Annotated in this window: 19 protein-coding genes; 8 read left to right on the plus strand and 11 right to left on the minus strand. The window is 35.9% G+C overall.

What is annotated here, in order from left to right:
* Window positions 1-168 precede the first annotated feature (168 nt).
* Window positions 169-2,772, plus strand: coding sequence for a glycoside hydrolase family 2 protein (locus ACFOWA_RS10930; protein WP_378985025.1), 2,604 nt, complete (start codon window positions 169-171; stop codon window positions 2,770-2,772).
* 478 nt (window positions 2,773-3,250) lie between these two features.
* Here ACFOWA_RS10930 and ACFOWA_RS10935 read toward each other — a convergent pair whose 3' ends face one another.
* From ACFOWA_RS10935 to miaB, 3 genes are all read right to left on the minus strand, one after another.
* Complete coding sequence (locus ACFOWA_RS10935; protein ID WP_378985027.1) at window positions 3,251-3,760, minus strand: LptE family protein; 510 nt, start codon at window positions 3,758-3,760, stop codon at window positions 3,251-3,253.
* 7 nt (window positions 3,761-3,767) lie between these two features.
* On the minus strand, window positions 3,768-5,015 hold the full coding sequence (locus ACFOWA_RS10940; RefSeq protein ID WP_378985029.1) for a sigma 54-interacting transcriptional regulator: 1,248 nt from the start codon (window positions 5,013-5,015) through the stop codon (window positions 3,768-3,770).
* Window positions 5,016-5,155: 140 nt separating this feature from the next.
* Window positions 5,156-6,571 carry a tRNA (N6-isopentenyl adenosine(37)-C2)-methylthiotransferase MiaB gene (gene miaB / locus ACFOWA_RS10945; protein ID WP_378985031.1) on the minus strand — a complete coding sequence of 472 codons (1,416 nt, stop codon included), beginning with the start codon at window positions 6,569-6,571 and terminating at the stop codon, window positions 5,156-5,158.
* 376 nt (window positions 6,572-6,947) lie between these two features.
* Here miaB and ACFOWA_RS10950 point away from each other — a divergent pair, with 376 nt between their 5' ends.
* From ACFOWA_RS10950 to ACFOWA_RS10965, 4 genes are all read left to right on the plus strand, one after another.
* Window positions 6,948-8,735 (plus strand): hypothetical protein, encoded by a 1,788-nt coding sequence (locus tag ACFOWA_RS10950; protein ID WP_378985033.1) that lies wholly within the window; start codon window positions 6,948-6,950, stop codon window positions 8,733-8,735.
* Window positions 8,736-8,796: 61 nt separating this feature from the next.
* The gene (locus tag ACFOWA_RS10955) at window positions 8,797-10,614 is read left to right on the plus strand and encodes a hypothetical protein (protein ID WP_378985035.1); all 1,818 of its coding nucleotides are present in this window, start codon (window positions 8,797-8,799) and stop codon (window positions 10,612-10,614) included.
* A gap of 57 nt (window positions 10,615-10,671) precedes the next feature.
* Complete coding sequence (locus tag ACFOWA_RS10960) at window positions 10,672-11,226, plus strand: LemA family protein (protein WP_378985037.1); 555 nt, start codon at window positions 10,672-10,674, stop codon at window positions 11,224-11,226.
* On the plus strand, window positions 11,226-12,179 hold the full coding sequence (locus tag ACFOWA_RS10965; RefSeq protein WP_378985039.1) for a DUF3137 domain-containing protein: 954 nt from the start codon (window positions 11,226-11,228) through the stop codon (window positions 12,177-12,179). The genes ACFOWA_RS10960 and ACFOWA_RS10965 overlap by 1 nt, the downstream gene beginning before the upstream one ends.
* Here ACFOWA_RS10965 and ACFOWA_RS10970 read toward each other — a convergent pair.
* The 8 genes from ACFOWA_RS10970 to gltX form a co-directional block, all read right to left on the minus strand.
* Window positions 12,176-12,541, minus strand: coding sequence for a response regulator (locus ACFOWA_RS10970; RefSeq protein ID WP_378985041.1), 366 nt, complete (start codon window positions 12,539-12,541; stop codon window positions 12,176-12,178). The genes ACFOWA_RS10965 and ACFOWA_RS10970 overlap by 4 nt on opposite strands.
* 22 nt (window positions 12,542-12,563) lie before the next feature.
* The gene (locus ACFOWA_RS10975) at window positions 12,564-13,151 is read right to left on the minus strand and encodes a chemotaxis protein CheB (RefSeq protein ID WP_378985043.1); all 588 of its coding nucleotides are present in this window, start codon (window positions 13,149-13,151) and stop codon (window positions 12,564-12,566) included.
* Window positions 13,136-13,954, minus strand: a complete 819-nt coding sequence (locus tag ACFOWA_RS10980; protein ID WP_378985045.1) for a CheR family methyltransferase — start codon at window positions 13,952-13,954, stop codon at window positions 13,136-13,138. Before ACFOWA_RS10980 ends, ACFOWA_RS10975 begins: the two co-directional genes overlap by 16 nt.
* A gap of 2 nt (window positions 13,955-13,956) precedes the next feature.
* Window positions 13,957-14,328 (minus strand): response regulator, encoded by a 372-nt coding sequence (locus ACFOWA_RS10985; RefSeq protein ID WP_378985047.1) that lies wholly within the window; start codon window positions 14,326-14,328, stop codon window positions 13,957-13,959.
* Window positions 14,329-14,343: 15 nt separating this feature from the next.
* On the minus strand, window positions 14,344-17,922 hold the full coding sequence (locus tag ACFOWA_RS10990; RefSeq protein ID WP_378985049.1) for a response regulator: 3,579 nt from the start codon (window positions 17,920-17,922) through the stop codon (window positions 14,344-14,346).
* Window positions 17,923-17,946: 24 nt separating this feature from the next.
* Window positions 17,947-19,074, minus strand: a complete 1,128-nt coding sequence (locus ACFOWA_RS10995) for an ATP-binding response regulator (RefSeq protein WP_378985051.1) — start codon at window positions 19,072-19,074, stop codon at window positions 17,947-17,949.
* Window positions 19,075-19,197: 123 nt separating this feature from the next.
* Window positions 19,198-20,037: a KPN_02809 family neutral zinc metallopeptidase gene (ypfJ, locus tag ACFOWA_RS11000; protein ID WP_378985053.1), complete on the minus strand. Its 840-nt coding sequence runs from the start codon at window positions 20,035-20,037 to the stop codon at window positions 19,198-19,200.
* An 89-nt stretch (window positions 20,038-20,126) separates the two neighbouring features.
* Window positions 20,127-21,635: a glutamate--tRNA ligase gene (gltX, locus tag ACFOWA_RS11005; protein ID WP_378985055.1), complete on the minus strand. Its 1,509-nt coding sequence runs from the start codon at window positions 21,633-21,635 to the stop codon at window positions 20,127-20,129.
* Window positions 21,636-21,851: 216 nt separating this feature from the next.
* On the opposite strand from gltX, the gene ACFOWA_RS11010 reads away from it, so the two are divergent.
* Genes ACFOWA_RS11010 through ACFOWA_RS11020 form a run of 3 tightly spaced genes read left to right on the plus strand, consistent with a single transcriptional unit; the run spans window position 21,852 to window position 23,959 of the window.
* Window positions 21,852-23,057, plus strand: a complete 1,206-nt coding sequence (locus ACFOWA_RS11010) for a sensor histidine kinase (protein WP_378985057.1) — start codon at window positions 21,852-21,854, stop codon at window positions 23,055-23,057.
* Entirely contained in the window at window positions 23,038-23,547 is a 510-nt protein-coding gene (locus ACFOWA_RS11015; RefSeq protein ID WP_378985059.1) for a DinB family protein, read from the plus strand. Before ACFOWA_RS11010 ends, ACFOWA_RS11015 begins: the two co-directional genes overlap by 20 nt.
* Window positions 23,537-23,959, plus strand: a complete 423-nt coding sequence (locus ACFOWA_RS11020) for a hotdog fold thioesterase (RefSeq protein WP_378985061.1) — start codon at window positions 23,537-23,539, stop codon at window positions 23,957-23,959. The genes ACFOWA_RS11015 and ACFOWA_RS11020 overlap by 11 nt, the downstream gene beginning before the upstream one ends.
* Window positions 23,960-23,966: the final 7 nt, after the last annotated feature.

Genomic DNA, 23,966 nt, shown 5'->3' on the forward strand with positions numbered 1-23,966 from the left:
GGTTAATAATTTGCTAATTTATTTTTCTTCGGATAGATGTAAATACCAAGAGAGAATACATAATCAATTCGCATAAATCATCCTTTGAAATCAAATTTTTCAAACCGCTTCTTATTCTTTTACGCTATAATTTCCTTTCTTTGTGGGCTGTAACAAACCTAATTTTTAATGAGAAATATTTTAATTATCCTGCTTGTATCCTTTCAGTTTTTCGCCCATGCACAACAACGTTATGAACTTAATTCGGGATGGGTTTGCGCCAATGTTAAAGATGTAAATGCTAATGGAAGTCAGATTTCAACCAAAAGTTTCGCTATAAACAACTGGATGACAGCTACCGTTCCGGGTACAATTTTAACCACCTTATTAAACAATAAAAAAGTTCCAGATCCTTTTTACGGTATGAATAATGAGCGGATTGCCGATGTTTATAAAACCGGGAATGCTTATTACACCTATTGGTTTGTTAAAGATTTTGATGAAAAGGCGATTGGAAACGAACAAGTTTGGTTGCAATTTAGAGGCATAAATTATAAGGCTGATGTTTTTTTAAATGGTAAAAAAATTAATTCGGCAACTATTGAAGGCATGCATTTGCGTAGCCATTTCAATATCACCAAACTGCTTGCCGCTAATGGCAAAAACAGGTTGGCTGTTATTGTTCATCCACCAGATTTTGTAGGCAACCCGAATGGCGGGCAAGGTGGCGATGGAACTATTGCTAAAGGATTAACTACACAATATACCGCCGGATGGGATTGGATTCAACCCACTCGTGATAGAAATACCGGTATTTGGGATAAGGTTACGATAGAAAAAACACAGTCAGTAAACCTTCAAAATCCACATGTAATTACTTTAGTTCCGGGCAAGCGTTTAGCCGATGGTAAACAGAAACCGGCAACTTTAAAGGTTTCGGTAGAAGTAGAAAACCCTTTAGATAAAGCCATATCAGGTACTTTGCAATATCAATTTGACGGAAAAACCATTCAAAAATTAGTTAGCATTAAGCCGAATCAAAAAACCGAGATTAATTTTGATGATTTGACAGTTCAAAACCCAAAACTTTGGTGGCCGAATGGTTATGGTGAACATTATTTGTACGATTTGAAAATTAAATTTATTAGTAATGCTAAAGTATTTGATGAAGAAAAGTTAAAAGTCGGCATTCGCCAGATAGACAACATTTGGAATGAGCAAACTAGAAGTATGGGTGCTTACGTTAACGGACAGAAAATTTTTATTAAGGGTGGAAATTGGATTATATCGGATGCAATGCTTCGTTTTACAGATGCCAGATATGATGCAGAAGTTCGTTACCATAAAGACATGAACCTAAATTTAATTCGAATTTGGGGTGGGGCAATTTTGGAAAGACCAGAATTTTACAACGCATGCGATAAATATGGACTTTTAGTTTTTCAGGATTTTTGGTTCAGCGGCGATTGTAACGGAAGGTGGATTGACCCAATGAAGAAGGATGATCAATGGGCAAGAAGAAAGTATCCCGACAACCATAACTTGGTTTTAACCGCAATTGAAGATCAGGTAAAAATGATCAGAAATCACGCTTCATTGGCATTCTGGTGCGGTGGCAATGAAATTACGCCGCCTGAAGATATTTTACAGCCACTAAAAAATGATATTTTGCCTCGTTTGGATGGAACGCGAATTCTCTATGATTTTTCTAACAGTGATGAAATGTCGTTCAATAGCATTGGAGGTAATGGCGATGGTCCATACGGAATACAAAATCCATTAAGCTTTTGGGCAAACAAAACTTTCCCTTATAATTCTGAAGTTGGTTCGGTAGGTGTGGGCGATTATGAATCTTTAGAACGATTTATCCCGAAGGAAAACATGATAGCGCCACAGTTTAAAGAAAAGCCAGATTCTGTATGGGATTATCATAAATACATTGGCTATGACGAGTACATAAATCCTTATGGAAAAGCGAAAGATGCTAAAGATTTTGCCATGAAAGCTCAGTTGGTAAATTACGACCAGTACCGGGCTTTGATGGAAGGTTTTTCATCGCACATGTGGGAATGGTACACCGGTTCAATCATTTGGAAAACGCAAAACCCTTGGACAGCAATGCGAGGCCAAATGTATGATTATTATTTAGACCCAAATGCCTGTTTATATGGTTTAAGAAAAGGGAGTGAGCCACTTCATATCATGATGAACCCGATTGACAGCATGGTTACTGTAGTAAATAATGGCTTTAAAAATTTAGACAATTTAATGGTGCAGGCAAAAGCTTATGATATGGATGGAAAGGAAAATTTTTATTCTCAGGTTTTCAATTCAATAGGTGCTTCATCGGTTCGAAGGTTTTTTCCTTTAAATGATTTTTTAAAAAAATTAGATAAAAAAGAAGGTGTTTTTGTTTCGTTAAGATTGTTGAATTTAGAACAGAAAATCTTGAGTGAAAATTTATATTGGCTTCCTGCAAAAGATGGAGAATATAAAGGATTGCAAAAAATGAAAGCTGTATTACCAAAAATCGAAGCAGTTGAGAAGATTAAAGGAAAAGTTTTGGTTACCATCACAAATGAAAATAATAACCCAGTAGCATTTTTTAATAGGATTGCATTAATTAACGCTAGTACTGGTAAAAGAATACTTCCAGCGTTTTATAATGATAACTACATAAGTGTTTTGCCTGGAGAGCATAAAACAATTACAGTAGAATATAACGGAACAGAAAAAACAGCACTTGAAGTTTATGGCTGGAACGTAGAACGCACAAGAGTAGAGATTAATTAATTGTTTCTGCAATTTGTCACGTTGGGCTTGTCGAAAAGTTTAGTTTCAACTGTTAAGTCCTTCGACAAGCTCAGGATGACATGGCGTGTAGGCCATGCCTTAAGTAATACATTTTATCATGCTCGGTTTGTGGCGGTAGCTACCCCTGAATCTGTTTGATTAGATTTACGTTGGTTAGACACCAGCTAAGAGTTGACTTAAATAAACAACCCATTGTATCTGAATTCGCTCTTGTAAGGTTCAAGATATATAATCTAGATAGAGTAATAGTTCAGCACTGCCTTTAAGGTTTCATACCAAAAAAACTTTTTTGACTATAAAAAAACCTTAGAAATAGAACGGAAAGAAATTTTTCATAACAGAAGGGTAAACACGGCTACAATTGACAATGATATACTGAACTTTAGCTTCCAAAATAATTTAAAGCCAGTTTATAAATATGCCCAGCTTTCCAAAAATTCTAAGACATCTCACTTAACTACCACTGAGCGAATGCCCTGTTGAAAATATCTTCTGTAAGCTGCTTATTAATGGCCTCGATGGCTACAGGCTGAAGCGATTGTATGGATGCGCCATTTAGGGGAAAATCGTAATATCTCGAAAAACTCTCTTCAAAGCTTTCTTTATCATGCCCTTTTATATTGTTAATGTACTTTACAGCTACGGTTATAGTTAAGCGGTTATTTGAAGCTGTTGGCGTACTGCTTGATGTTAAAGCCACCGGCCTGATGTCGTACCCGGTAATTCTACCTTCAAAAATTGCATCGCCGTCGCTTGGTGTAATGCTTAATCGCGTTTGACTACGAATTCGAGATTTAACAGCCTCGGTAAACTGCTGACTTAAAGTTGGGATTACCAACTGCGCACTGTTTTCGAAAAAACGTACGGTTACCGTTTTCATTTCAGGCGGAATGGATGCTCCACTAAAAGTATAAGCACAAGAACTTAATGCAGCAACAATTAAAAATGCAAATATCTTAATCTTCATAAAATGTTTATAAACTCAATTCTTTAATCTTACGGTAGAGCGTACGTTCAGATATTCCCAATTCTTGAGCAGCAAATTTTCGTTTTCCTTTATGTTTCTTTAAGGCTTTTTTTATCAAGTCAGATTCTTTATCAAATAAGGATAACGATTCTTCCACCTCTTCGGCATCGTGAGCAAAATTATAATCTGCGTTATTAGCGCTATTGTTATTTGCATTTGCGGTTGGCTGTTGTATGGTAAAACCATGCTCTTGCCCGGATGGCAACTCAACATCTCTATAAAGTTGGTTAATATATTGAGGGTTATCGGCCAAAACAGTAGCCGTATTGCCACCATGTTGAATAATCTCTGCAACCAGCTTTTTAAGCTCAACCATATCCTTTTTCATATCAAAAAGCACCTTATACAAAATGTCTCTTTCTGTAAAATCTTCTTTCGATTGAGAATTGATGGTCATGGGCAAATTGCTGCCAGCTTCATTAGGTATATAATTTAAAATTGCTTGTCCGGTAACGTTTCTATCTTTCTCTAAAACGCAAATTTGCTCTGCAATATTTTTCAACTGCCTAACATTACCTGGCCAGCTGTAATTGGTTAAAATTTTAATTGCTTCTGGCTCAAGGTTTAATCCCGGACTACGGTATTTATCGCTAAAATCTGCGGAGAACTTTCTAAACAACAGGTAAATATCTTCCTTTCTTTCGTGTAAAGCCGGGATGCGCAATGGAACGGTATTTAAACGATAATATAAATCTTCACGAAATTTTCCGTTTTTTACCCGATTGTAAACATCAACATTTGTTGCAGCAATAATACGAACCTCTGTTTTTTGTACTTTTGATGAACCTACACGCAAATATTCGCCACTTTCTAAAATCCTAAGCAAGCGAGCTTGCGTTCCTAAGGGAAGTTCAGCCACTTCATCCAAAAAAATTGTTCCGCCATTGGCTACTTCGAAATAACCCTTTCTGGCTTCGTGTGCTCCGGTAAATGAACCTTTTTCGTGGCCAAATAATTCTGAATCTATTGTTCCTTCGGGTATGGCACCACAGTTTACGGCAATAAAAGCACCATGTTTGCGGGCGCTCATTTGATGGATAATTTGAGAAAAAACCTCTTTACCACTACCGCTTTCACCAGTAATAAGTACCGACATATCTGTTGGTGCTACCTGGCTTGCAATATCTATAGCACGATTAAGCAGCGGCGAATTGCCAATAATACCGAACCGTTGTTTTATATTTTGTGTATCCATTTATTAGTATCAAGTATTTAGTATCAAGACCGGTTTGTAATATCAAAACTTGGCGTCATAAATTCTGTTATGAGTTACGTGTTGAGGGTTCAGGCGTTTGATTGGCATCAAAACATGCAACCTGCAACAGGTAACCCATATTAAACAATCCTTCCAATCAGCGTGGCTGATGTACATTTTTCGATCAATACATTTGCATATTGCCCTGGTTTAACACCATCAATAGCAGGGAAAATTGCCATTGCTCCGCTATCTCCTCTTCCACAATAATCCTGGTCAGATTTTTTTGATGTGCCTTCTACTAAAACACGAATCGTTTTACCAACCCATTCTTGCAAACGCAAAAGCGAATGTGCTTGTTGCTTTGCTAATATTTCTGCTAATCGGCGTTTTTTTATTTCCTCTGGGATATCATCTTCCAGTTTGCGGGCGGCTAACGTTCCTGGTCTTTCCGAATAAGTAAAGTTATACGCAAAATCATATTTCACATAATCCAACATACTTAAAGTGTCCTGATGTTCTTCTTCCGTTTCGGTACAAAAACCTGCAATAATATCAGTAGAAATTGCACAACCCGGGATAATATTTTTTATAGCATCAATCCTGTTGATGTACCATTCTCGGGTATAGGTTCTGTTCATTAACTCTAAAATGCGTGAGTTTCCCGACTGAACCGGTAAGTGTATGTAATTGCAAATATTATCGTATTTAGCAATAGTGTATAAAACCTCATCGGTAATATCTTTTGGATGCGATGTAGAAAAACGAACCCTTAAATCTGGGTTAATCAAAGCAGTTTGCGCTAAAAGCTGTGCAAAATTTACGGTTTCTAAACCATCTTCCGATGTCCAGGTGTATGAATCTACATTTTGCCCTAAAAGGGTAACTTCACGATAGCCAGCCTCGAATAAACTTTTAGCTTCTGCGATAATCGAATGTGCATCGCGACTGCGTTCTCTGCCCCGTGTAAATGGAACTACACAGAAAGAACACATGTTATTACACCCACGGGTGATGGATATAAAAGCTGTAATGCCGTTGCTATTTAACCTAACCGGACTAATATCTGCGTAGGTTTCTTCACGCGATAAAAGTACATTTACAGCCTTATGTCCACTTTCTACCTGCTCAATTAAGTTGGGTAAATCACGGTAAGCATCCGGACCAACAACAACATCAACCAAACGTTCTTCTTCTAAAAATTTAGATTTTAAACGTTCTGCCATACAGCCTAACACCCCTACAATTAATTTTGGATTGCGGCGTTTCTCCACCCCAAATTGAGAAAGTCGATTTCTAACCCTGGTTTCTGCATTTTCGCGAATAGAACAGGTATTGATAAAAATTACATCTGCTTGGTGGTAATCGCCAGTGGTTTCAAAGCCAGTTTCCGAAAGTATAGATGCAACGATTTCACTATCAGCAAAATTCATGGCACAACCATAACTTTCTATATATAATTTACGTGCATCGGCTTTAATAGGTGTTTCTAAAATTAAAGCTTCACCCTGCCTTGCTTCATCGTGCGTCTTATCCTGTACTTGTAAATCAATCATTATTTAATAACATTTTGGGGATTGCAAAAGTACATAAATAAAATTAAAAGTGACAAATTGACATATTTAGTTTAAATGTTTACACAGCAATTATTAAATGATGGTAGAATGTATTTTTTATAAAATTGTAGTGCAATTTAAATAACCACAGCCGCAACAAGTTTCACAGAATGATAAAGAGATATTGAGCTAACTACCTTTCAGGTACTCACTGCCTTTATTATGCAAACTTTGTGGCAAAACTGCAAAGCACAAAGCACTATGGTGATAAGAAAATACACAATATTTAATTAGTATTCCTGATATTGTAAAGACCTAAAAACCAACTATAAAACCTTTCTAACAGGTATTTGTTATCTTCAAATAATATACATCAATGGCATTTCAAAAATCAAACAAACTCTGGATTTGGATAGGTAGTATTTTCGGGGCAATTATATTAATACTAGCTTTTGCGGCAATGTTTATCAACGCTCGGTGGAAGCCTGTGTTAACCGAGAAAATAAAACAGGGCGTTTACAATGGTTCAAACCATCTTTACAAAATAGATTTTAAAAGCATCAACATTAACGTTATTACAGGCAGTTTAGCGCTTCGCGATGTTACGCTTACACCAGATACGATGGTTTTTGATAGCTTGAAAACCCAAAAGAAAGCACCTGCCCATATCTACGAATTGAAATTAAAAAAACTCCAGGTTACGCGTGTAGGTATTTTAACGGCTTATTTCAAAAAGCAGGTTATCATCAAAGAAATCAAATTAGATAAGCCATCCATCAATATGATTTTTAATAAAGTGCCAAAAAATACAGATACGGTGAAGGTTGAAAAATCGCTTTATGACCAAATATCACAAACTTTCAAATCTATACGTGTTGGTGCCATTAAAATTGTTGATGCAGATTTTGACTACATTAACAAAAGTGGTATTAAGCAAACAAAAAATTCTATTAAACATCTTGATATCACCGTTAAAGATTTTCTTCTGGATTCGTTATCAGGGAAAGACACTACAAGATTTTACTATACAAAAGACATCTCCTTTCAACTAGCAGGATATAAATCGACCACAAAGGATAAAATGTATGCTATGAAAGTAGATACCATCAGTGGTTCGGCAGCAACTAAAAAAATTACAATTAAAGGCTTTAAGCTTACACCATTATATTCAGAGCTAACCTTTGCAAGAAAATACAAAATTCAAAAAGACAGATACAATTTAGCCTTCGATAGAGTAGAATTTAACGGTGTAGATTTTATTGGTTTAAATAGCGACCAAAAGCTTCATGCAAAATCGTTAAATATTGGTCCGGCAAAGGTTGAAATTTTTATGAGCAGAGAATCGCCAACTCAACCAGGATTAGATAAGGGTAAAAACTATCCACATGTTGCATTAAAGCGATTAAACATCCCAACCATCATCGATACCATCAGATTAAAAAATATCGATTTAAAATACGCAGAATATAATCCTGCAAGTAAGAAAACAGGGTCGATTGATTTTAAATCTTTAAGTGGAAATATTTTAAATGTAACCAATGATAGCTTAAGGTTAACCAAAAACAATCACGCCGTTGCAAATCTAAATACGCTTTTAATGGGTTATAGTAAACTAAATTTAAAAATTGATTTTAACCTAACCGATAACAATGGTGCATTTGCTTACAGCGGGAGTATGGGTAAATTTGATATGAGGCAGCTTAACTCTTTATCAAAAAACCTTGGTTTAATCGAAATAGAATCTGGCAATATCCAAAAAATTGATTTTAAAGCAACTGGAAATTTACGATCAGCTTCTGGTACATTAAATATGTTATATACCAACTTAAAGGTAAAACTGCTGTCGGATAATATCGATGGCGAGGGAACAAAAGAAAAAGGCCTTTTATCTTTCTTAGCCAATGCGGTTTTAGTTAAAGATGAAAACCCTAAAAAAGGTGAAGAAATTAGAAAAGCACAAATGACCAACAGCAGGATAGCATCGGCATCGTTCTTTAACCTGATGTGGAAAACCATTTTTGTAGGCATAAAAGATATTGTCGGCGTAAGCATTGTTCCTGAAAAAAATCCGGTAAAACAACAAAAAGTTATTGCAAAAAAAATAAAAGAACAGGCAAGAGCCGATAGAAAAGAAGCCAGAAAAGCACGAAGAAATAAAAACTAACAACACATTTTCTACAAATGCGTTTTAAATGTATATTGCTGATAAAACCGCCTTTTGTTAAATGATTGATATAAAAAAGTCTCGTTACAAAATTATTAAATGGATAGCTGGTGTAGTTTTAATTTTGGCAGCAATTCTATCATCAATTGCATGGTTTTTAAATGTAAAATCGCGACCAATACTTACAGAACAGATAAAAACACTGCTTTATAAATCTACCGATAGCCTATATACCATCAGCTTTACTAAGGTAACAACCAATATTTTAACCGGGAGCGCATCATTACAAAATGTAAAAATTACTCCCGACACCAATCGTTACAAAAGGTTAGTGGCTTTAAAAAGGGCGCCAAATAACTTATATTCTGTATCATTAAAAAAGTTGGTGGTAAAGCATTTTCACCCTTTAATAATGTATCATGAGCATAAATTGCAAATCGATGAAGTTATTTTTGATAAGCCCGAAGTGCTTATGGTAAATAGGCAATTGGCTTTTAACGAGAATCGTGCTCCAAAACCTATCCAATCTCCATATACCATTATTGCTAAAAGCTTAAAAGAATTTAGCATAAAATCTATTTTTTTTAAAGATGCCAGTTTTAAATACAGGAATAATAATGTGGTTAATCCTGCAGTTTTTTCTATCGATGATTTAAATATAACACTGGTTGATTTGCTTATCGATTCAACTTCTTTTGATGACCCAAGTCGTTTTTATTTATTGAAAGATGTGGTTATAAATTTGAAGGATTACAATTATCCAACGCCTGATAAAATGTATAACATTAAGCTAAGCAAGCTCGATTTCAGGGCATCAACCGGGCGGTTGCGGATAAGCAAATTTGCTTTGGAACCTTTGTTTGATGAAATGAAGTTTGGACAAGTGTCAGGATATGCGAGAGACCGATTTGATATTTCCATGAATGACATTTCTTTGAATGAAATAAATTTGCCGCTTTACATTTCCAAGCAAGAATTAAGGGCAAAAGAAATGGCTATTGCAAATGGTTTTGTAGCCGTTTTTAACAATAATAGTTTGCCCAAGCGTGAAAAGGAAAAGCGAATTGGCAAATTTCCTCACCAGTTATTGCAAAAATTAGGCGCCCCTGTTTTAGTTGATAAAATACAGCTTAAAGATGTAAGCATTAGTTATGCGATTTATAATAAGGAAAGCCAGCAAAGGGGAAAACTCTCCTTTGAGCACACTTCGGGCATAATAAAAAATGCAACCAACATTGATAATGTAAAAATTGCTCATCCCATAATGGAAGCCAATTTAACCACCTATTTATTGGGGCAAGGGAAATTGGATGTCGATTTTAAATTCGATTTAGCATCAAAAACTGGTGATTTTGCTTACAGCGGCATTTTACACGATTTTAATGCCAGGGTTTTAAATCAGATTACAAAACCTTTGGGTTTGGTAAGAATTAACCGGGGCAATGTTGATGAGCTAAAATTTAATTTTAAAGCGAATGAGGCTGGCGCAAAAGGAACAGTTGATTTTTCATACTTTGATTTGTCGGTTGCTTTAATGAAAAACGACCCTGAAAAAGACCACTTGGTAAAACGAGGTTTGCTTTCTTTTTTAGCTAATGCATTGATTATCAATTCTGAAAACCCTACTGCCGATGGAAAATTTATCTCGGCAAATGTAAATTATGCCCGACCAGATAGCACCTCTTTTTTTAGTATGATTTGGAAAAGCCTTTTTCAAGGCATAAAACATAGTGTAGGAATAACTGAAGAAAAGCAAAACGAAATGCGTGATCATATTGCCAAGTTTAAGGCAATGAAGGCAAGTCATCATATGCGAAAACAAAAACGATTGGAGCGAAGGCAACAAAAAGAGCGACGAATTACAAATGATAAGCGTTAGGTTTTAAGTTTTAGAACCTTTTGATATATTTATGCATTAAACCAAAAATCTGAAACCATGTTTATCGCACTCGCCTTCGCCGTTCTATTCCTAATCGGGATTTTCTTTTACAACTCATTGATTGGTAAAAAGAATCAGGTTATCAATGCTTTTTCTGCTATTGATGTAATGCTCAAAAAGCGCTTCGATTTAATTCCTAATTTAGTAGAAGTGGTAAAACAGTACACTACTTACGAACAAGGCACGCTAAGTAAAATTGTAGATTTACGCACAAAAGCCATTTCTGGTAACGTTAGCGACGCGGAAAAAGCAGCTATAGACGCACAGTTAAGCAGTAGTGTTAAAGGTTTAATGGTTAATGTAGAAAACTACCCTGATTTAAAAGCCAACACCAATTTTATCAACCTGCAAAGCACCTGGACAGAGAGTGAAGAACAGATTGCCGCAGCAAGAAGAACCTACAATTCGGCTGTAACGGATTACAACAATGCAATTATGATGTTCCCTGGAAATATGTTTGCAGGTATGTTAAATTTCCACCCAACACCGGTTTTAGCAACTGCTGAAGAAGAACGTAAAAACATTAGCGCCAAAGATTTATTTAACAGCTAATGGTATCGGTTGAAACCAACACCTCGTTGCAAAGTTTACTTGCAACTTTAGAAATCCAACGACAGAAAATTTCATCAACACAAAAAAAAGGATATTTATTTATTGCCTTGGGCGTGGTTATTGGTGTAGGCGGTTCGGTACTAGGTCAGCATGTGCCTGCTATAATTGCCGGGTTGATTCCACTCATTTATGGTATTGTTATTCATTATAAAATAGCTGATGAATTAAAGGCATACCGAGAAGCATTTAAAATTGAAGTGATTGGAACGGCACTAAGATCGCTCGACAAAAGTTTAACCATTGAGCCTTATTACGGCATTCAATGTGACGAGTTTGAAAGCACCCAACTTTTTTCTAATACTCCGGATAGATACAGCACTGAAGATTTAGTAAAAGGAAGTGCTGGAAAAACAGGGTTTTATTTTGCAGAAGTTCATGCAGAATATAAAACTGAAGTACAAACCAAAAATGGCACTAGAACAGAATGGCATACCATTTTTAAAGGAATTCTTTTTGCCGCCGATTTTAATAAAAACTTTAATGGTGTAACACTGGTAAAGCCAAAAGATATTTTTGGATCGATGGGTGCATGGTTTTCTAAAAACTTATTTTCTTTCAGCAAAAAGGATGTTGTTACGCTAGAAAACTTAGAGTTTAACAATGCGTTTATTACGCATGCCACCGACCAGGTAGAGGCTAGATATATTCTTACCCCAGCATTAATGGAGCGGATTTTAAGGCTAAATCAAAATGCTCAAAATACAATTTCGCTGTCGTTTATACATAGCAGAATGTATATCGCGTTTCCTTTGGATAGAAATTACTTCGAAGCACCAATTTTTAAAACTTTATTAAATCCAGAACTACTTAATCAGGATATTGCTGCGATTAACTTTATGTATGATATTGTAAAAGAATTGGATTTAAACACCAGAATTTGGGGAAAGAATTAGCCTAAATGTTTTTTAACAATGGCTTCTATTGCGGCAATATCAAATGGTTTAGAGAGATAACTATCTGCCCCAGCCTGCTCTGCTAAGGATGAAATATCATTATTTGCTGAAAAATATATAACCGGGATATGCTTCAAATCTGCATTACTTTTAATGGCTCTGGTTGCTTGAATTCCACCTAAATCTGGCAGCCAATTATCCATAAAAATGATATCAGGCATGTATGCTGCAACCTGATCTTCGATTTCGTTTGCACTTTCTGATGTTTTAACCTCATAGCCTGCATCTTCAAAAATGAAGGTACATAAATCTAAAATATCTCTGTTATCATCAAAAACGAATACTTTTTTCGCATCAGCCATAAATCTAATATCTAAGCAAACCTTATTTTGTTGCTAATTTATTTATAAAGTTTGCCATATTTTCAGCATCTAAAATTGTGCCTTTTTTAACATTTAATACAGCCTGTTGAGGCATATAAGGCATTATTGCGGTTTGTGGGTCTTGTATAACCACTGAACCCCCAAAATTGTTTACTGTTTTTAAGCCTTCAACTCCATCAGCATTAGAACCCGAAAGCAAAACGCAAACCAGTTCATTTTTGTAAATTTCGGCTGCAGATTGGAAAGTTACATCAATTGATGGTCGAGAATAGTTAACTTTCTCAGAATAATCCAATGAAAAAGTTTTATTCTTCTCAATTAATAAATGATAATCTGCGGGTGCAATATAAACACATCCGTCCATAATTTCTTCTTTTTCCTCTACTTCTCTAATTTTTAAACCTGTTCGGTTTTGCAATAAGTCGGCCAGAAGGGTATCGTTGCCTGGTTTACGATGTGTAACAATGATAATGGGGAAATTGATGCTTTTATCTAAATCCGGAAAAATTTTAAGCAATACATCTAAACTGCCGGCCGAGCCACCAATAACCAAAGCACTACATTTATCAGGAGTTAAAGCTTCCTCCATATTTTCTCCAGTTTAATTCGCTTAAATTCTTTTGCTTTTGGCCAAAAATCCAAACTCTCTTTACTACCAAGCGCTAAAAAGCCAAGTTGTTCTAAGCTGTTATCAAAAAGTTGAAATACCTTGTGCTGCAATTCTTTATCGAAATAAATTAGTACATTTCTACATAAAATTAACTGAAACTCATTAAAAGAGTGATCGGAAACCAAGTTATGGGTTGAGAAAATCATCTTTTTACTTAGCGTTTCATCAAATTTTGCAAGTGTATAATTTGCAGTGTAATAGGTAGAAAAATCTTGCTCTCCGCCAGATTGTAAATAATTCTCTGAGTAACCTTTTAAATAGTTTAAAGGAAACATTCCTTTTTTTGCTTTTTCTAAAACAGATGGGTTAATATCTGTAGCATAAATAAGCGATTTATTAAGCAGGTTAAGTTCTTTCAATACTATGGCTAAAGAATATGCTTCTTCTCCGGTAGAGCAGCCTGCAACCCAAACTCTGATGAACGGATAAGTACCTAAAATTGGTAGAACATCATTTCGTAAGGCTTTGTAAAAGGATGGGTCGCGAAACATTTCTGTAACATTAACCGTAATTTCTTCTAAAAATCGTTTAAAGTATTGCTTATCAGATTTTACCGTATATCTAAATTCTGCAAAACTCACAAAATTATCTAACGCGTATAATCTTAAAATTCTTCTTTTAAGAGAAGCTGGGGAGTATTCTGAAAAATCATAGCCATGCGCATCTAACACATCACCAAGCAGTGTTTCAATCTGTTCGTTATCTATTAAATCGCTAATCACTTTTATTCTGTAACTTTCTCTATTTGCAATAATAGCTCATCAACATTGATGGGTTTAGAAACATAACCGGCAGCGCCTGCGAGCAAACATCTTTCTTTGTCGCCAACCATTGCTTGCGCCGTTACCGCCAAAACAGGAATGTTTCGCAGCTCTTCTGACTGTTTCATTACCGCCATAGCCTGGTAACCGTCCATTTCGGGCATCATCATATCCATTAACACAACTGATACTTTTTTGTTTTCTTGCATAATGGACAAGCCATCTTGCGCACTCAATGCCGATAAACATTCGAAACCTTTGGCTTTAAGCACTGCTTTTAAAGCGAAAATATTTCTATTATCATCATCAATTATGAGAACTAACTTTTGTGGCATATAAAATTATAGAAATTAAGATTTATAGTGATTTTCGTATAACCAAACACGAAGCAGCGACACCAACTGATCCATATCAACTGGTTTGCTAATATAATCGGAAGCACCAGCGGCAATGCATTTTTCTCTGTCGCCCATCATTGCTTTTGCAGTAACAGCCAGAATTGGTAAATTTCTGTATTTTATTTTTTGTCTGATGGCCGTAGTAGTTTCATATCCATCTAGTTCTGGCATCATCATATCCATTAAAACCACATCAACATGTTGGTTTTCATCCAATAATTTGAGTGCCTCTTTACCATCTATAGCTGTTAAAACATTCATTTGATGCTGCTCCAAAACCTTTGTTAGCGAGAAAATATTTCTAACGTCATCATCAGCTATTAACACCGTTTTACCTTTTAAAACATCTTGCAGTTCTGAAAACTTTTTAGGCGTTTTAACTTTCTCTTTACTTTTTTCTTCTACCAAATGAAGAAACAACCCAGCTTCATCTAAAATACGTTGATAAGAATGAGCGGTTTTTACTACGATAGAATCGGCATATTGTTTTATTCTACTTTCTTCTCCTTTGGATAAATTTTTTCCTGTAAAAATGATGATTGGAAGGTTTTCCAAACCAGGGGTTTTCTTTACCACCTCTAAGGTTTCATAGGCATGTTTATCAGGAATTCCCATGTCTAAAATCACACAATTAATATCCGATTTATGCAAGGCAGAAACGCTATCGCCAACCTGATTTACAATTTCGGTTTGAATATTGAAATTGCTTAAAAAGTAACTTAAAGCTTTTGCATGCTGTTCGTTTTCTTCAACAATTAATACTTTTTTCGGATGTCGGCTTAATGCATGTTCCAGTTTTTGGAAAATTTCCTGCATGTGCTCAAATGCGAAAGGCTTATTGATAAAATCGACAGCACCTTTTAATAAACTTTCTTTCTTAACCTGTAATGATGACATGATGTGCACCGGAATCGGGCGAGTACTTGGGTCAGCTTTAAGCTCTTCCATAACCTGCCATCCATCTTTTACGGGCAATTGTATATCTAACAATATGGCTAAGGGTTTGTAGGTTTTTGCCATTTCGATACCTACATCACCTCGTACCGCAACCAAGCCTTTGTAGTTTCTTTTTCGGGCAAAATCCAATAGCGTTTTAGCAAAAGGCGTATCATCCTCTACAATCAAAATTACCTTATCATCGGGCCCGATATCGTTACGGTCATCTTCAATTTCTTGCGGAATATTTGCAACCGTTAAGCGACTTATTATTGGGTACTGCTCTACAATTGTGGTATTTTCAATTTTTGGTTGATGATTTTCTATACCTTTATTTTTGTCGATAGGGAGAATTAAGGTGAAAATACTGCCTTCGTTTTCTTTACTTTTTAAATCGATGTAGCCGCCTAACAATTTTGCCAATTCTCGGCTTATAGAAAGCCCTAAACCTGTTCCGCCAAATTTGCGTCTGGTAGAACCATCTGCCTGTTGAAAAGCTTCAAAAACCATTGCAAGTTTATCTGCCGGAATACCAACTCCTGTATCAGTAACTTTGAAAACCAAGGCATTTAAGTGCTCATTTTTATTGATGTTAAGCGTTACAGAACCTTTAGTTGTGAATTTAATTGCATTTGATAAAAGGTTTTTCAGAATTTGCTCCAAACGCATTTTATCGGTATGGAAATATTCGGGTACAACAGCTGTTTTATCTATTATCAACTCCAATGATTTTTCTTTTGCAACCGGATTAAATAACGATCGCATGTTAAACATCACTTCATCAACCTTGATATTTGCACGGTCGAGTTCCATTTTACCAGCCTCGATTTTTGATAGATCAAGAATTTCATCAATTAGACTGAGCAAACCTTGACCCGAGCTTTGTATCACTTCAGCATATTCCTGATGTTCGCGATCCATTGCTTCATTTTCGGCCATTAACCTTGATAGCAATAGAATCGAATTTAATGGCGTACGCAACTCATGCGACATATTGGCCAAAAATTCTGATTTGTAGCGAGTACTTAATTCTAAAGCCGCTGCTTTCTGCTGTATCTCAACATTTCGTTCCTCAATCAGCTGATTTTTTTCTTCAAGAAGGCTGCTTCGCTCTTCCAACTCCTGGTTGCTTTGCAATAATTCTTCTTGTTGTACCCTTAATTCTTCTTCTGATGCCTGTAACTTTTGAGATTGTGCTTCCAATTCTGCGTTCATTCCCTCCAACTCGCTATGCTGAACCTGAAGCTCTTCAGATTGTGCCTGAGTTTCTTCTAACAATTGCTGCAGCTTAAACCTGTTTTGTGCTCCCAATAAGGCAGTACCAACATCAGATAATATAGAATTTAGAAACTTTAGATGCAGCTCTGAAAAAGAGCCTATTGTACCCAATTCTAAACCGCCGATAGAAACGCCATTTCTAATGATGGGTAATACTAGTAATTGAGCAGGTTTAACACTTCCTGAAGCATATGAAATAGTCAGCTCGTTATTTGGTATTTCATTTAGCAAAATTTGTTTGCCAGATTTTACCACCTGACCAATTAAGCCTTCGCCCAATGCCAAACTCTCTGCCAAATGTTGCCCTTGTAAAGCATGCTGACCTTTTAAGTGCAAATAACCATCATCTTTAAAAATGTAAATAGCACCTAACTGACTGTTTGTATAGCTTGCCAAGAATTCAATAATATCATCTGCTAAATGAAAAACATCTTTCTCGCCAACCATTTTAACATTTAAGTTGGCAACACCAGTTTGTAGCCATTCGTTTTCGGCAAGTGTATCAAAAGATTTCTTTAGCGATGACGACATGGTATTTAATGACTCGGATAATTCTCCGATATCATCTTGAGCCTTGCTATCTAAAGTTACGCCATAATTACCATTAGAAATTTGCAATGCAATTTCTTTTATGGCAATAATACGTTTCTCCATCTCCAGTTTTTTATCCTCAATTTCCTTCTGCATTTTTACACGCTCATCAAAATCGACAGACACTTTTCTGTAGAAGAACAAAGTGATTAATATGGCTAGAATAGCTGCAATTAAAATAAGAATAGGCGTGTAAGAAGTTAGTTTGTTTAATTCTGCGCTCCTTTCTCCAAGCAATCTTTGCTCTTCTAAAACCATACGGTTAACTGTAGAACGGGCTTGGTCCATATAAACTTTCCCCTGAAAAAGTACTGTTGGATCTACTTGTCCGCCTAAAGATTTTATCTCAATAGTAGATTTTATAATATCCAGCCTCCGTGTTAGTATGTCTTTTAATTCGGCAATGTTTTTCTGTTGTTTTGGATTATCTCTTGTTCCATCTGCAACTTCATTTAAAGTGCGGAGCGCTGCTTCGGCTGCGCCGTTATAGGGTTCTAAAAAAACTTTATTGCCGGTTAAAAGATATCCCCGCTGACCAGTTTCTGCATCCTTCAAAGTAGAAATAACACCTTCTACTTTCATAATGATTTCATCACTATGCTTAACAAGTTCGGTACTTTTAATCAGGTTATTTATACTTATGTATGAAGCCAAAGAACTGATAAAAAGGATAATAAGCGACAGACCAAGGCCTAAGCGTAAATTATTTTTTAGCGTTGTTTTCATTAATTTATTTGTGAGTAATCCGCATTAATTTGCTGAAATTTCATCCGCACCTATCGGGATGATAAAATAAAATTCTGAGCCTTCATTGGGGGCACTATTAACACCAATTGTGCCATTGTGCCTGCTAATAATTTCAGAACAGATGTATAAACCTATCCCTAAACCATTAAAATTATTGCTGTTTTCTTCTACGCGATAAAATTTATCGAAAATTTTATGATGTTGTTCTTGAGGAATTCCGATACCAAAATCTTTAACAGAGAGGTAAAGTTTTTCATCTTTAACATTAACGGTAATATTTATCTGGTTAGTTCCGGGAGCATATTTTATTGCATTCGTAAGAAAATTGATCACCACTTGCTCAAGGCGCATTTCATCACCAAAAACCTTTTCTTGTATGGTTCCAAATTTAGTAATGGTAAATTCAGGGTTAGATTGTTGCAGCATTTCAATGGTATTGTTTACCATCGTTTCAGCGCAAAAAGTTTTCATATTAAACTTCAGCTTGCCACTTTCTATTTTTGAAATGTCCAGCAAATCAACTATCAATTCGTTAAGTTTTTCTAATTGAATGCTTGCCTTCTCGAGGTGATTTTGTGCCATCACCTTATCATCTTTATTTATGCTACGCTGCAATAATTGTATATAGCCTTTAACGCTTGTTAGCGGTGTTTTTAATTCGTGGCTAGCAATACTAATAAACTCGTCTTTCTTATGTTCGGCTTCTTTTCGAAACTCAATTTCTTCTAGTAACTTCTCTTGAATTTCGTTTAACTTTCTGTTTTGCTCGTAAATACGGTAAAAAGTTTTAATTTTTAGCAGTAATACATTTATATCTACTGGCTTGGTGATGTAATCTAACCCACCGCTTAGGTATCCTTTAGTTATAAACTTGATTTCGGTATTAACGGCAGAAAGAAAAATTATGGCAGTATCCTTTGCTTTACTAAATCCAGAAATTGCCTCCGCAACTTCAAAGCCATCCATATCTGGCATTTGAACATCAAGGATAATGAGTACGTAGTTATTTTTTAAGACTTTTTTTAGCGCTTCTTCACCAGATGGTGCCGTATCTACCTCAAAGTTATGTGCTTGCAATACTTTCTGTAAGGAAATTAGGTTTTCAGGCCTATCATCTACAATAAGAATCATGATTTATTAAACATAAAGATAGTCGGGATAATTTGTTTGGTTAAGCAGGTTTTTTGCTATAGTAAGTAAACGCAGTGGTTGTAAAAAAGTTTTAAAAATGTGTAAACCTATTAATAAATAGCCTTATAACTGGTTGCTGTTAAAAGTATCACCCTGTTTAAAATCGCCTGTTTCAAAACCTTTTTTAAACCAATACATACGTTGTTGAGATGTACCGTGGGTAAAAGAATCTGGTGTTACCTCTCCTGTTGCTTGCTTTTGTAGTTTATCATCACCAATGGCATTTGCTGCTGTAAGTGCTTCTTCAATATCTCCATCTTCCAGCTTAAAATCTTTCAGGTTTTGAGCATTGTGAGCCCATAAACCTGCAAAAAAATCGGCTTGTAGTTCTAATTTAACTGATAAACGGTTGTATTCTGTTTCACTAACCTGACCACGAGCCTGTTGCAATTTATCTGATATTCCTAAAATATTTTGAACATGATGACCAACTTCATGGGCTATTACATAAGCCTGAGCAAAATCTCCGGCTGCGCCAAAACGGTTTTTCAAATCGTCATAAAAAGTTAAATCGATATAAACTTTATGGTCGCCAGGGCAATAGAAAGGACCCACGGCAGAGCTTGCACTTCCGCATGCTGTTTGCACACCATCGCTAAAAAGAACCATTTTAGGGTGTTCGTATGTTCTGCCCATGGCTTCAAATTCTTTATCCCAAACCTGTTCTGTAGATTCCAAAACACCAGAAACAAATTGAGCTTGTGGGTCGTTTTCGGGTACACCTTGCTTAACCTCGGTTGTTCCGGCGCCTTGCGGCAACTGACCAACCAAACCAGTTAAATCTTTACCAAAAATTAAACCCAAAACAACAATAATAATACCTACACCACCACCAAGAATGGTTTTACCACCTCCACCTCTTCCATCTTCTACATTATTACTTCCTTTACCGAACCACTGCATAATTATATTTTTATTACTTAACCTCGTTTATTTTAAAATGTTATACTAAAGTATAAAATATTTTTATTGATTAATTATACACTTAAAGTTTAGCTATTAAAAACTACAATCGCATTTTCAATTCGCAATTTCGTTTCTTCTTTACCTAAAAGTACGGCAATATCAAAAACCCCAGGACCAAATTTGCCACCAACAAGCATAATACGAAAAGGAAGCATAAGTTCTCCAGGCTTAAATCCCTTTTCTTCTGCAAATGCTTTAAATGCTGCTTCCGCATCAATGGCATTATCTAAACTTAGGTTGTTTGCGTAATCATGAAAAAATGTAGCCTTTTCTGCTGTCCATTTAGGTTTTACCGAAGCCGAATCATAAACTGTTGGTGATGCAAAAAAGTAACTGCTTTGCATTACAAAATCTGGCAATAAAGTACATCTATCTTTTATTAAATCGATAACTGTATTTAAAAAAGTATCATCTGTAGCGGTGAAGCCTGCCTTCTCCAATTCATTTTTTACCTGTAATTGCAAACTATCAACTGATGATTGTTTTATCCATTCGTGGTTGTACCATTTTGCTTTTTCAAAATCGAATTTTGCACCGGCTTTGCTTATCCTTTCTATAGAGAATTTTTCTTCCAATTCAGCAAGGGTAAAAATCTCTTTTTCAGTTCCATCATTCCAGCCTAAAAGCGCAAGCATGTTAATAAAAGCTTCGGGCATAAAGCCCATTTCTTTAAAGCCTTTGGTTACATCGTTTGTTTTTGGATCTGTCCAATTCATTGCATAAACCGGAAAACCAAGTCGGTCGCCATCGCGTTTGCTTAATTTTCCATGTCCATCGGGTTTTAAAATTAAAGGTAAATGCGCCCATTGTGGCATATCGCTTTCCCAACCCAAATATTTCCATAGCAAAATATGAACCGGTGCAGATGGTAACCACTCTTCACCTCTAAAAGCATGCGTAATCTCCATCGCCTTATCATCAACAACAACAGCTAAATGATAGGTTGGCATCCCATCCGCTTTCAGTAAAACCTTATCATCAACTATAGCTGTTTCAAAACTTACATCGCCACGTATTAGATCATTAAAATGAACATTTTCATCTTCAGGCACTTTAATTCTAATTACATGAGGCGTTTGTGCCGCTAATAAATCTTCTACCTCACTAATAGTAAGTGTTAAAGAATTACGCATTTGCATACGTGTTGCCTGTCCGTATTGAAAATTAGGAACTTCTTTACGCTTTGCATCCAGTTCTTCGGGTGTATCAAAGGCATAATAGGCGTAGCCATCGCTAATTAATTGCTCTGCAAATTTTCTATAACTTGGTTTACGTTCGCTTTGGCGGTAGGGGCCGTAATTACCTGGCGTATTCGGACTCTCATCTGGCGTAATGCCGCACCAAGCTAAACAATTAACAATATATTCTTCCGCACCTTCTACAAAACGATTTTGATCGGTATCTTCAACACGTAAAACGAAAGTTCCATGGTGTTTTCTGGCAAATAAATAATTAAATAAGGCAGTACGAACACCGCCTAAATGCAAGCCGCCGGTTGGGCTTGGGGCAAATCTTACTCTAACTTTTTTATCCATGGTTTAATCAACAAGCACTGAGCATGCTTCGGCTACTGGTTAATCCATATTCCTGGCTTTGCTATGCTGGGCACAAAGATATGTTTTTCATCTGTTTTTATTGTTTTCATCTGCCACGAAGCTATTTAACCTGAAAATTATTGTGTTTGGGTTTTTTAAAAAGCATAATGGTTTTGTGTTTATTTCGTTTTGTTGTTGTAATTTGCCCACCGAAGCATGAATCCATACGAAAAGAAACGCCGCTGGAAGTTTTTCCTTCTCATTTTCGCCATCCTAATTGGCATAGCTTCGGTATTCTACACCGATTCTTTTGTAAAGAAAATGCAACGCGAAGAAGCAAATCAATTTCAGTTGTGGGTAAAAATTACTGAACGTTCTATGCTTTTGCTGGATAATGAAAACTTAAACAGCATTATAGAAACCGTTAGACAAAACACGAAAATGCCAGTAATTTTGGTGAATAAGGATGATGTAATTATTTCGACTACTGGCTTAGATAGTACAAAAACCATGTATCCTGGCAATGATAAACTGGTTTATGATAGCTTATACTTTGTAAAACAGTTGAAAATAATGAAAGCGCAGCATAAACCTGCTACTGTAAAAATTTTCGACGATGAGTTTAAAGCTTATTATAAAGATTCTTTTATCCTTACCCAACTTCGCTATTTCCCATACATTCAAATGGGTGTAATTTTTCTATTTCTTTTAACAGCTTACGCAGCATTTAGCTCCGCAAGGAAAGATGAACAAGATCATGTTTGGGTTGGTTTGGCGAAAGAAACTGCGCATCAGCTTGGTACGCCAATATCTTCATTAATGGCTTGGGTAGAGCTTATGAAATCGAAGTTTGATGCAGAAGACGATCCGTTAATTGCGGAGATGGAAAATGATATTAAACGACTGGAAATTATAACAGATAGGTTCTCTAAAATTGGTTCAAAACCAATATTGGAAGATCATGTAGTATATATGGTTATCAGCAATTTTATCGATTATTTTAAAGTTCGTACATCTGATAAAGTTAAATTTACCATTACGGGCGATGAACAGGTAAGAGCCATGTTAAATGTGCCATTATTCGATTGGGTGACAGAAAACTTATTGAAAAATGCGGCAAATGCAATTGAAAATGAAGGCTCTATATCAATTAATATTATAGAGAACCTGGCAAAAGAGCAGGTTTTTATCGATGTTACAGATAGTGGAAAAGGCATACCAAGATCTAAGTTTGATGCAGTATTTCAACCTGGCTATACCACCAGAAAACGCGGCTGGGGTTTAGGTTTATCACTAACCAAACGTATTGTAGAAAATTACCACAGCGGCGAAATCTTTGTAAAAGATTCGGAATTGGGTAAAGGAACAACATTTAGAATTATATTAAAAAGTAGTTTAACTTATGAACCGACCACAGCCTAACGATTATCCTGCTTGGGGAGAAACCTATATTAGTAAGGTTGATAAAGACATTTTTGAGATTTTAGAAGAACAGGTTTTTACAATACCTGTTTTATTTCAATCGAATGCGGAGAAAGAGAATTTCGCATACGCTGAAGGCAAATGGACCTTGAAGGAAATGCTTGGACATATTATAGATTGCGAACGCATTTTTGTGTACCGAATGACTTGCTTTGCCAGAAATGAGCAACAACAACTGCCCGGTTTTGAAGAAGATGATTATGTGGCTAATGCACATTTTGGCGAACGCAATTTTGATGATATGATTGAAGAGTTTGCTGCACTTAGAAAGTCTAATCTCTATTTTTTTAAAAGCTTAAATGAAGTAGAATTAACTAGAAAAGGAATAGCATCGGGCAGAGCAATAACAGTTAAATCTATTTTATTTATTGCTGCAGGGCATATTGCACACCATGTTGGAGTATTAAAAGAGCGTTATAATGTGGTTTAAAAATTTTTCCGTTGACGAGTTAAACAATCGCCCTAAAAATCATATTGGTGGTTTGCTGGATATAAAATTTACAGAAATTGGTGAAGATTATATCATCGGTACCATGCCCGTTGATGAGCGAACGCACCAACCTGCAGGTATATTACATGGCGGTGCTTCGGTTGTTTTGGCCGAAACATTGGGTAGCATAGCTTCGTATATGTGTATCGACCCTGAAAAATACGTTGCTGTTGGTTTAGAGGTAAACGCAAATCACCTTCGGCCGGTAAGAAGCGGTTTGGCTAAAGGTATTTGCACGGTGATTCACCGTGGTGCAAAAACCCACATTTGGGATATAAAAATTTACGATGAGCGTGGCAAAATGAGTTGTATTAGTCGGTTAACGGTTGCTGTTATTAATAAGCCGCAGTAAAACAAAA

This window comes from Pedobacter lithocola (assembly GCF_042650845.1).
In the GTDB taxonomy this organism is placed as follows: domain Bacteria; phylum Bacteroidota; class Bacteroidia; order Sphingobacteriales; family Sphingobacteriaceae; genus Pedobacter; species Pedobacter lithocola.

Coding starts and splice junctions, on each gene's coding strand:
- ACFOWA_RS10930 (WP_378985025.1), top strand. CDS start 169: ATGAGAAATATTTTAATTATCCTGCTTGTATCCTTTCAGTTTTTCGCC.
- ACFOWA_RS10935 (WP_378985027.1), bottom strand. CDS start 3,760: ATGAAGATTAAGATATTTGCATTTTTAATTGTTGCTGCATTAAGTTCT.
- ACFOWA_RS10940 (WP_378985029.1), bottom strand. CDS start 5,015: ATGGATACACAAAATATAAAACAACGGTTCGGTATTATTGGCAATTCG.
- miaB (WP_378985031.1), bottom strand. CDS start 6,571: ATGATTGATTTACAAGTACAGGATAAGACGCACGATGAAGCAAGGCAG.
- ACFOWA_RS10950 (WP_378985033.1), top strand. CDS start 6,948: ATGGCATTTCAAAAATCAAACAAACTCTGGATTTGGATAGGTAGTATT.
- ACFOWA_RS10955 (WP_378985035.1), top strand. CDS start 8,797: ATGATTGATATAAAAAAGTCTCGTTACAAAATTATTAAATGGATAGCT.
- ACFOWA_RS10960 (WP_378985037.1), top strand. CDS start 10,672: ATGTTTATCGCACTCGCCTTCGCCGTTCTATTCCTAATCGGGATTTTC.
- ACFOWA_RS10965 (WP_378985039.1), top strand. CDS start 11,226: ATGGTATCGGTTGAAACCAACACCTCGTTGCAAAGTTTACTTGCAACT.
- ACFOWA_RS10970 (WP_378985041.1), bottom strand. CDS start 12,541: ATGGCTGATGCGAAAAAAGTATTCGTTTTTGATGATAACAGAGATATT.
- ACFOWA_RS10975 (WP_378985043.1), bottom strand. CDS start 13,151: ATGGAGGAAGCTTTAACTCCTGATAAATGTAGTGCTTTGGTTATTGGT.
- ACFOWA_RS10985 (WP_378985047.1), bottom strand. CDS start 14,328: ATGCCACAAAAGTTAGTTCTCATAATTGATGATGATAATAGAAATATT.
- ACFOWA_RS10990 (WP_378985049.1), bottom strand. CDS start 17,922: ATGAAAACAACGCTAAAAAATAATTTACGCTTAGGCCTTGGTCTGTCG.
- ACFOWA_RS10995 (WP_378985051.1), bottom strand. CDS start 19,074: ATGATTCTTATTGTAGATGATAGGCCTGAAAACCTAATTTCCTTACAG.
- ypfJ (WP_378985053.1), bottom strand. CDS start 20,037: ATGCAGTGGTTCGGTAAAGGAAGTAATAATGTAGAAGATGGAAGAGGT.
- gltX (WP_378985055.1), bottom strand. CDS start 21,635: ATGGATAAAAAAGTTAGAGTAAGATTTGCCCCAAGCCCAACCGGCGGC.
- ACFOWA_RS11010 (WP_378985057.1), top strand. CDS start 21,852: ATGAATCCATACGAAAAGAAACGCCGCTGGAAGTTTTTCCTTCTCATT.
- ACFOWA_RS11015 (WP_378985059.1), top strand. CDS start 23,038: ATGAACCGACCACAGCCTAACGATTATCCTGCTTGGGGAGAAACCTAT.
- ACFOWA_RS11020 (WP_378985061.1), top strand. CDS start 23,537: ATGTGGTTTAAAAATTTTTCCGTTGACGAGTTAAACAATCGCCCTAAA.